We start from the raw sequence: 468 nt of genomic DNA on the forward strand, positions 1-468 counted from the left end.
AGATCCAGGTGTTCGCCGACGCGCACGGCCGGTGCGTCTATCTCTTCGAGCGCGACTGCTCCGTGCAGCGCCGGCACCAGAAGGTGCTGGAGGAAGCCCCCGCCCCCGGCATGGCTCCCGAGATGCGCGCGCGCATGGGCGAGGCGGCGGTGGCTGCCGCGCAGGCCGTGGGCTACGTGGGCGCCGGCACGGTGGAGTTCATCGTCGAGCAGCGCGAGGGCGGCGCGATGGACTTCTTCTTCATGGAGATGAACACGCGCCTGCAGGTGGAGCACCCGGTGACCGAGGCGATCACCGGGCAGGATCTGGTCGAGTGGCAACTGCGCGTGGCGGCCGGCGAGCCGCTGCCGCTCGCGCAGGAGCAACTGCGCATCACCGGCCATGCGATCGAGGCGCGCATCTGCGCCGAGAACCCGGACAACCAGTTCCTGCCCGCCACCGGCCGCCTGGCCGTCTACCGCCACGGGC

At 71.6% G+C, this 468-nt stretch carries 1 pseudogene; it reads left to right on the forward strand.

From position 1 onward, the window contains the following. Window positions 1-468 (forward strand): annotated as a pseudogene (locus tag GVL52_RS31945) (3-methylcrotonyl-CoA carboxylase); the annotation flags it as partial.

The sequence above is a fragment of the Rhizobium sp. 18055 genome, from assembly GCF_902706285.1.
GTDB lineage: Bacteria > Pseudomonadota > Alphaproteobacteria > Rhizobiales > Rhizobiaceae > Rhizobium.